The sequence below is a fragment of the Streptomyces niphimycinicus genome (genome assembly GCF_018883605.1).
GTDB classification, from domain to species: Bacteria; Actinomycetota; Actinomycetes; order Streptomycetales; family Streptomycetaceae; genus Streptomyces; species Streptomyces niphimycinicus.
Genome location: NZ_JAHLEM010000240.1, coordinates 1 through 6,889 on the forward strand (window position 1 = coordinate 1; position 6,889 = coordinate 6,889).

The window sequence follows — 6,889 nt, forward strand, 5'->3', positions numbered from 1 at the left end:
TCGGGTACGGACGTCAGCACATGGTCACGGCCGGAGGTGCGCACGGGCACGGCCGGAAAGGCGCGGCCCAGTTCCTCGGCGGTGCGCCGGGCGCCGACTATGGACGCCCGCAGCCGGACGCCTCCGCATTCACGGCAGTGCCAGGCGGGTTCGTCCCGCCCGCACCATCCGCACACCAGGTGCTCCGCGTCCCGCGCCGCCAGCGGGCCCGAGCAGTGCGCACAGCGCGCGGGCTCCCGGCAGCGCTCACAGGCCAGCTTCGGGACGTAGCCCCGGCGCGGCACCTGCACCAGCACCGGGCCCCGGGTCAGCGCCTCCCGTACGGTCTGCCAGGCGAGTGTGGGCAGCCGGGCGGCGCGGGCCTCCGCGTCCCGGGCCACCTCGCCCTCGTCGACCGTACGGATCAGCGGGGCGGCCGCCCGGACCTGCTCGCGGTCGGCTTCGAGCGGCCGGGCCCAGCCGTTCTCCACCAGTTGGGCGGCCTCGACGGTGCGGCCCAGGTCGCCCAGCAGAAAGCCCGTCTTCTCATGGACGGCGCGCAGCAGCAGCACATCGCGGGCGTGCGGCTGGGGCAGCCGGTCGTCGCTGTGGCTGCGGTCCCCGTCGTCCCAGATCCCGACCAGCCCGAGCTCCCGGACCGGTGCGAACATCGCCGCCCGGGTGCCCACCACGGCCCGGACCGAGCCCCGGCTGACCGCCAACCAGCGGCGGTAGCGCTCCTCGGGCCCAAGGTCGGCGGTGAGCAGCACATGCCGCCCCTGACCGCCGAGCACCTCCGTGAGCGCCGCGTCCACCCGCTCGGCGGTCCGCCCGTCCGGCACGACGACGAGCGCGCCGCGCCCGGACGCGAGCGTGGCGGCCACGGCGGTGGCCCACTCCCGGGGCCAGTGCGGCCCGGGCAGCGCGGTCCATACGGCCCGCGGCCGGTCACCACGGGCAAGCGCCTCCAGAAACCCGGGCCCGGCCGGATACCGCGCCCAGCTTCCGGGCGCGGGCGGCTCCGGCGTGGGCAGCGGCGGCGATGACGGCTCGCCCTCGGCGCGGGCGTTGCGCTTGGGCAGGGCAAGCTGCAACACATCGGCGAGCGATCCGGCATACCGGTCGGCCACCGCCCGGCACAGCGCCAGCAGCCCCGGCCCCAGCACCGGCTCCGGGGACACCACCTGCGCGAGGGCGGCCAGCGGGCCCCGGTACTCGGACTCGGCGACGCGCTCGATGATGTACCCGTCGAGCAGCCCACCGCCCTCGCGCCGCCCCTCGCGCACCTTCCCCGTCCCGGCCCCGAACCGCACCCGCACCCGCACCCCGGGCCGGGCCTCGGCGGCCATCTCGGCCGGCACCGCGTAATCCCACAGCTTGTCGAGGTGGACCGGCCCCTTGTCCACCAGCACCCGCGCCACGGGCAGCTCCCCGGCCAGCTTGGCCCCCCGCCAGGTCCGCGGCCTGGCCCGCTCCCCCTTGGCCTTGCGCACGGTCTCCCGAATGAGCGCGAGCTGCTCCCCCTCCGATGCCTCCGCCGGATCCTTCGGCCGCTCGTTGTCCCTGCTCACAGATCAAGTCTTAGCAGACCGCACGGACAGCGAGGCACGCGAAGGCCCGGACGCCGAGGGGCGTCCGGGCCTTCGCGGAAACCGTGACCGAAAGCGGGGGTCCTACAGGCCCGCCGCCGCGCGGAGGGCGTCGACGCGGTCGGTGCGCTCCCAGGTGAAGTCGGGGATCTCGCGGCCGAAGTGGCCGTACGCCGCGGTCTGGGCGTAGATCGGGCGCAGCAGGTCGAGGTCGCGGATGATCGCGGCCGGGCGGAGGTCGAAGACCTCGGAGATGGCCTTCTCGATCTTCTCGGCGTCGACCGCGGCGGTGCCGAAGGTCTCGACGAAGAGGCCGACCGGCTCGGCCTTGCCGATGGCGTACGCGACCTGCACCTCGCAGCGCTGGGCGAGGCCCGCGGCCACCACGTTCTTGGCGACCCAGCGCATGGCGTAGGCGGCGGAGCGGTCGACCTTGGACGGGTCCTTGCCGGAGAAGGCGCCGCCACCGTGGCGGGACATGCCGCCGTAGGTGTCGATGATGATCTTGCGGCCGGTGAGGCCGGCGTCGCCCATCGGGCCGCCGATCTCGAACCGCCCGGTCGGGTTGACCAGCAGGCGGTAGCCCTCGGTGTCGAGCTTGATGCCGTCCTCGACCAGCTTGTTCAGCACATGCTCGACCACGAATTCCCGGATGTCGGGGGCCAGCAGCGAGTCCAGGTCGATGTCGGAGGCGTGCTGCGAGGAGACGACGACGGTGTCCAGGCGGACCGCCTTGTGGCCGTCGTACTCGATGGTGACCTGGGTCTTGCCGTCGGGGCGCAGGTAGGGAATGGTCCCGTTCTTGCGGACGTCGGACAGCCGGCGGGAGAGCCGGTGCGCCAGGTTGATCGGCAGCGGCATCAGCTCGGGCGTCTCGTCGCAGGCGTACCCGAACATCAGGCCCTGGTCGCCCGCGCCCTGCTTGTCCAGCTCGTCCTCATCGCCCTCGACCCGCAGCTCGTAGGCGGAGTCCACACCCTGGGCGATATCGGGGGACTGTGAGCCGATCGACACCGAGACGCCGCAGGAGGCGCCGTCGAAGCCCTTCTTCGACGAGTCGTAGCCGATGTCGAGGATCTTGTTCCGCACGAGCGTCGCGATCGGGGCGTACGCCTTGGTGGTCACCTCGCCGGCCACATGCACCAGGCCGGTGGTGATCAACGTCTCGACGGCGACCCGGGAGGTCGGGTCCTCCTTGAGAAGGGCGTCGAGGATGGTGTCGCTGATCTGGTCAGCGATCTTGTCGGGGTGACCCTCGGTCACAGATTCCGAGGTGAACAGGCGGCGGGACACATCGCTCCCTGGGGTTGCAGCGGCTGCTGGCTGATCATGGTCGGACCGCTCGGGAGCTGCGCCCGGTGCGGTTCCTGGGCCAGTTTATCCGGCAAGTCCACCGGTCAAGCATCCCCGTCCCACAGAACGGGCAGGCCCGTGACCGGGAACATACCTTGCCTCAAGTCGAAATACAGCCCCACCCCGCCGTGGCAGGGGCGTCTCATGAGCCCGATCGGCCGCAGTACGGGCCCCGCCGAGGGCGTCCGCCGGGCTCGGTGTGCGGCCCGCCGGACGCCGCCCGAGGCCCGGGGTCCCGGGTCCGGGGTCATCCCAGGCGGTCGGCCACCAGATCCCACACGGTGTCGGCGAGCGCGCCCTTGGGGCCGTACGGTACGGGCGTCTCGGTGCCGTCGGCGCCGAGCACCACGGCCTCGTTGGTCTCGGCGCCGAAGGTCTTGTGTTCCCCGACCTCGTTCACCACCAGCAGATCGCAGCCCTTGCGGGCGAGCTTGGCTCGGCCGTTGGCGAGCACATCGTCGGTTTCGGCGGCGAAGCCGACCACGATCTGGCCGGGGCGGGCGCGCTCCGCGGAAATCTCGGCGAGGATGTCCGGATTCCGTACCAGGGCGATCGGCTCGGGCTCCTGGCCGTCGCGCTTCTTGATCTTCCCCTCGGCGTAGTGCGCGGGGCGGAAGTCGGCGACGGCGGCGGCCATCACCACGGCGTCGGCGTCCGCGGCGGCCTTGAGCACGGCCTCCCGGAGCTGTGCGGCGGTGCCCACGCGCAGCACATCGGCGCCGGCCGGGTCGGGCAGCTCGCTGTTGGCCGAGACAAGAGTCACTCGCGCGCCCCGGGCGACGGCGGCACGGGCCAGGGCGTACCCCTGCCGGCCGGTGGAGCGGTTGCCGAGGAAGCGCACCGGGTCCAGCGGCTCTCGGGTGCCTCCGGCGCTGACCACGACATGGCGGCCGGCCAGATCGGTGGTGTGCGCCTCGGCGCCGCGGGCCAGCACCCGGCGGCAGACCTCGAAGATCTCCCCGGGGTCCGGCAGCCGCCCCTTGCCGGTGTCCACACCGGTGAGCCGCCCCACGGCGGGTTCGATGACGACCGCGCCGCGGCGGCGCAGGGTCGCCACGTTCTCCTGGGTGGCGGGGTGCTGCCACATCTCGGTGTGCATCGCGGGCGCGAAGACGACCGGGCAGCGCGCGGTGAGCAGCGTATTGGTGAGCAGATCGTCCGCCAGGCCATGGGCGGCCTTGGCGAGCAGATCGGTGGTGGCGGGGGCGATCACGACCAGATCGGCGGACTGGCCGATGCGGACGTGCGGCACCTCGTGGACGGAGTCCCACACCTCGGTCGCCGCCGGCTGCCCGGACAGCGCCGACCAGGTCGCCTCGCCGACGAAGTGCAGCGCCGAGGCGGTCGGCACGACGCGTACGTCATGGCCGGACTCGGTGAGGCGGCGCAGCAGCTCGCACGCCTTGTAGGCGGCGATCCCGCCACTGACGCCCAGGACCACTTTGGGCTTGTCCATCGCTCGGCTCCCCACCGGGTACGTCGTCCGTCGTACGTCCAGTCACGGTACGCCGGGTCGCGTCACGTACCCATGACACACCACGAGCCCGGCAGTCACTGCCGGGCCGTGGGTGAAGCGATCGAAACCTACTGGGCCGGGCCCTCGATGGCCTCGGAGGTCAGCAGGCCCGCGTTGATCTCGCGGAGCGCGATCGAGAGGGGCTTCTCGTGGACGTGGGTGTCCACGAGGGGACCGACGTACTCGAGCAGGCCCTCACCGAGCTGCGAGTAGTACGCGTTGATCTGCCGCGCGCGCTTGGCCGCGTAGATCACCAGGCTGTACTTGGAGTCGGTGGCCTCGAGCAGCTCATCAATCGGAGGGTTGATGATCCCCTCGGGCGCGGTCATGGGAGAGGACACTCTCTAGCCTTCCTTATTACGCCTCATGGCAAGAGTGAATCGAAGATCAAGCCACTCGCATCAAGGCTAGCAGCTCATTCGCCACGTCCTCGACGGAGGTATTGACCAAGGTCGTATCGAACTCGGACTCGGCGGCCAGCTCGGTCCGAGCGGCCGCCAGGCGCCGCTCGATGACCTCGGGCGCCTCGGTGCCCCGGCCGGTGAGCCGGCGCACCAGCTCCTCCCAGCTCGGCGGAGCGAGGAAGACGAGCTGCGCCTCCGGCATGGACTCGCGGATCTGCCGTGCGCCCTGTAGATCGATCTCCAGCAGCACCGGCTCGCCCGCACCGAGGCGTTCCATGACCGCCTCACGCGGGGTGCCGTAGCGGTTGCCCGCGAATTCGGCCCACTCCAGCAGCTCACCATTGGCTATGAGCTTGTCGAACTCCCCGTCGTCCACGAAGAAATAGTGGACGCCGTCCCGCTCGCCGGGGCGCGGTCGGCGGGTCGTGGCGGAGACCGAGAGCCAGACCTCGGGATGTTCTTTGCGCATATGAGCGACGACCGTGCTCTTACCGACCCCGGAGGGGCCGGAGAGCACGGTCAGTCGCGGTCGTGCGGAGTGTGCTGCCATGGAGCGATTATCCAGGTTCCCGGGAGTGCCTGGAAACGCCGGGCGGCGTCAGCCTGCGGCGCCGCCGAACTCACGCTCGAGCGACGCGATCTGGTTGGAGCCCAGACCCCGCACACGACGGCTCTCGGAGATGCCGAGCCGCTCCATGATCTGCTTGGCGCGGACCTTGCCGACGCCGGGCAGGGACTCCAGGAGAGCGGACACCTTCATCTTGCCGATGACGTCGTTCTCCTGGCCCTGCTTGATGACCTCGTGCAGGGACGCGCCGGAGTGCTTGAGTCGATTCTTGACCTCGGCGCGCTCCCGGCGAGCCGCGGCGGCCTTTTCGAGCGCGGCTGCGCGCTGTTCAGGGGTAAGGGGCGGAAGAGCCACGCCTACGTCACCTCGGATGTCGAACTGTCGGATATGGACCGGTGAGGAACCTAGTCGCCCCTCACCTGGGGAGCAACGCGCAACGCAGCAGCGCGTTCGCTCTCGTCGGAGACTAGCGGCCGATCCCGCTCCAGTCAGCGAGAACAGACGAAAAGTCCTGGTCAGACTCGCTCGACTCGGACATTTACGGACAAAATAGCCGGGTTATTCGGCCACGGCCCGCACTTCCTCAGCCATTCGGGAGGCCGCCGCGACCAGCGACGCGGCGTCCGGACCGTGCCGGAGCACCCCCCTGCTGACGCTCGGAACGACATTTTTGATCGCCGGGCCGAAGACCGAGGGAAGATCGGCGGGGGTCGCGCCCTGGGCGCCGATGCCGGGGGCCAGCAGCGGCCCGTCGATCGTCAGATCGACGCACGCCTCTTGCGGGGCCCTGCCCAGCGTCGCGCCGACGACCGCGCCGTACGAGCCGAGGCGGCCCTCGGCGGCCTCGGCGGCGTTCTCGTCCTTGAGCGCCCTCAGCACGGTGGCCGCGACGGTCGAGCCGTCGGGCCGTACCGCGTGCTGCACCTCGGTGCCCTCCGGGTTGGAGGTCAGCGCCAGCACGAAGACGCCCGCCCCCGCCGCCCGCGCCGCGTCCAGCGCCGGGCGCAGCGAGCCGAAGCCGAGGTAGGGGCTGACGGTGACCGCGTCCGAGAACAGCGGGGAGGCCGGATCCAGATAGGCGGCGGCGTACGCGGCCATGGTCGATCCGATGTCGCCGCGCTTGGCGTCCATCAGCACCAGCGCCCCGGCGGCCCGGGCGTCGGCGACGGCCCGCTCCAGCACCGCGATGCCGCGCGAGCCGAACCGCTCGAAGAAGGCCGACTGCGGCTTGAGGACGGCGACCCGCTCGGCGAGGGCCTCCACGACGGTCCTTGTGAACCGCTCCAGACCCGCCACATCGTCCCCCAGGCCCCAGTCGGCGAGCAGGGAGGCATGCGGGTCGATGCCGACGCACAGCGGGCCGCGGGCGTCCATGGCGGCGCGCAGCCGCGCGCCGAAGGGGGTGGGGGTCGTCATTGGTCTCTCCTCAGGAAATTCAGCCCCTCCGGCGTTTGAGGAGCGGGGTCCGGGGCGGAGCCCC

Annotated in this window: 7 protein-coding genes; all 7 read right to left on the reverse strand. The window is 71.7% G+C overall.

The features are described from left to right. The coding region (locus KN815_RS21935) for a primosomal protein N' family DNA-binding protein (protein WP_216343650.1) at nt 1-1,550 on the reverse strand (1,550 nt) is incomplete at its 3' end. A 102-nt stretch (nt 1,551-1,652) separates the two neighbouring features. Next, entirely contained in the window at nt 1,653-2,861 is a 1,209-nt protein-coding gene (metK, locus tag KN815_RS21940; RefSeq protein ID WP_216343651.1) for a methionine adenosyltransferase, read from the reverse strand. Between the two features lie 307 nt (nt 2,862-3,168). Further along, entirely contained in the window at nt 3,169-4,377 is a 1,209-nt protein-coding gene (gene coaBC, locus KN815_RS21945; RefSeq protein WP_216343652.1) for a bifunctional phosphopantothenoylcysteine decarboxylase/phosphopantothenate--cysteine ligase CoaBC, read from the reverse strand. A gap of 128 nt (nt 4,378-4,505) precedes the next feature. Next, complete coding sequence (gene rpoZ, locus KN815_RS21950; protein ID WP_020867048.1) at nt 4,506-4,766, reverse strand: DNA-directed RNA polymerase subunit omega; 261 nt, start codon at nt 4,764-4,766, stop codon at nt 4,506-4,508. Between the two features lie 58 nt (nt 4,767-4,824). Then, on the reverse strand, nt 4,825-5,391 hold the full coding sequence (gmk, locus tag KN815_RS21955; RefSeq protein WP_216343653.1) for a guanylate kinase: 567 nt from the start codon (nt 5,389-5,391) through the stop codon (nt 4,825-4,827). A gap of 48 nt (nt 5,392-5,439) precedes the next feature. Beyond that, complete coding sequence (locus KN815_RS21960; protein WP_009713618.1) at nt 5,440-5,763, reverse strand: integration host factor; 324 nt, start codon at nt 5,761-5,763, stop codon at nt 5,440-5,442. Nucleotides 5,764-5,967: 204 nt separating this feature from the next. Continuing rightward, nucleotides 5,968-6,825: an orotidine-5'-phosphate decarboxylase gene (pyrF, locus tag KN815_RS21965; RefSeq protein WP_216343654.1), complete on the reverse strand. Its 858-nt coding sequence runs from the start codon at nt 6,823-6,825 to the stop codon at nt 5,968-5,970. Nucleotides 6,826-6,889: the final 64 nt, after the last annotated feature.

Excerpts from the sequence above, each read along its gene's own strand:
- coaBC (WP_216343652.1), bottom strand. The coding sequence starts at position 4,377 with ATGGACAAGCCCAAAGTGGTCCTGGGCGTCAGTGGCGGGATCGCCGCC.
- rpoZ (WP_020867048.1), bottom strand. The coding sequence starts at position 4,766 with ATGACCGCGCCCGAGGGGATCATCAACCCTCCGATTGATGAGCTGCTC.
- gmk (WP_216343653.1), bottom strand. The coding sequence starts at position 5,391 with ATGGCAGCACACTCCGCACGACCGCGACTGACCGTGCTCTCCGGCCCC.
- pyrF (WP_216343654.1), bottom strand. The coding sequence starts at position 6,825 with ATGACGACCCCCACCCCCTTCGGCGCGCGGCTGCGCGCCGCCATGGAC.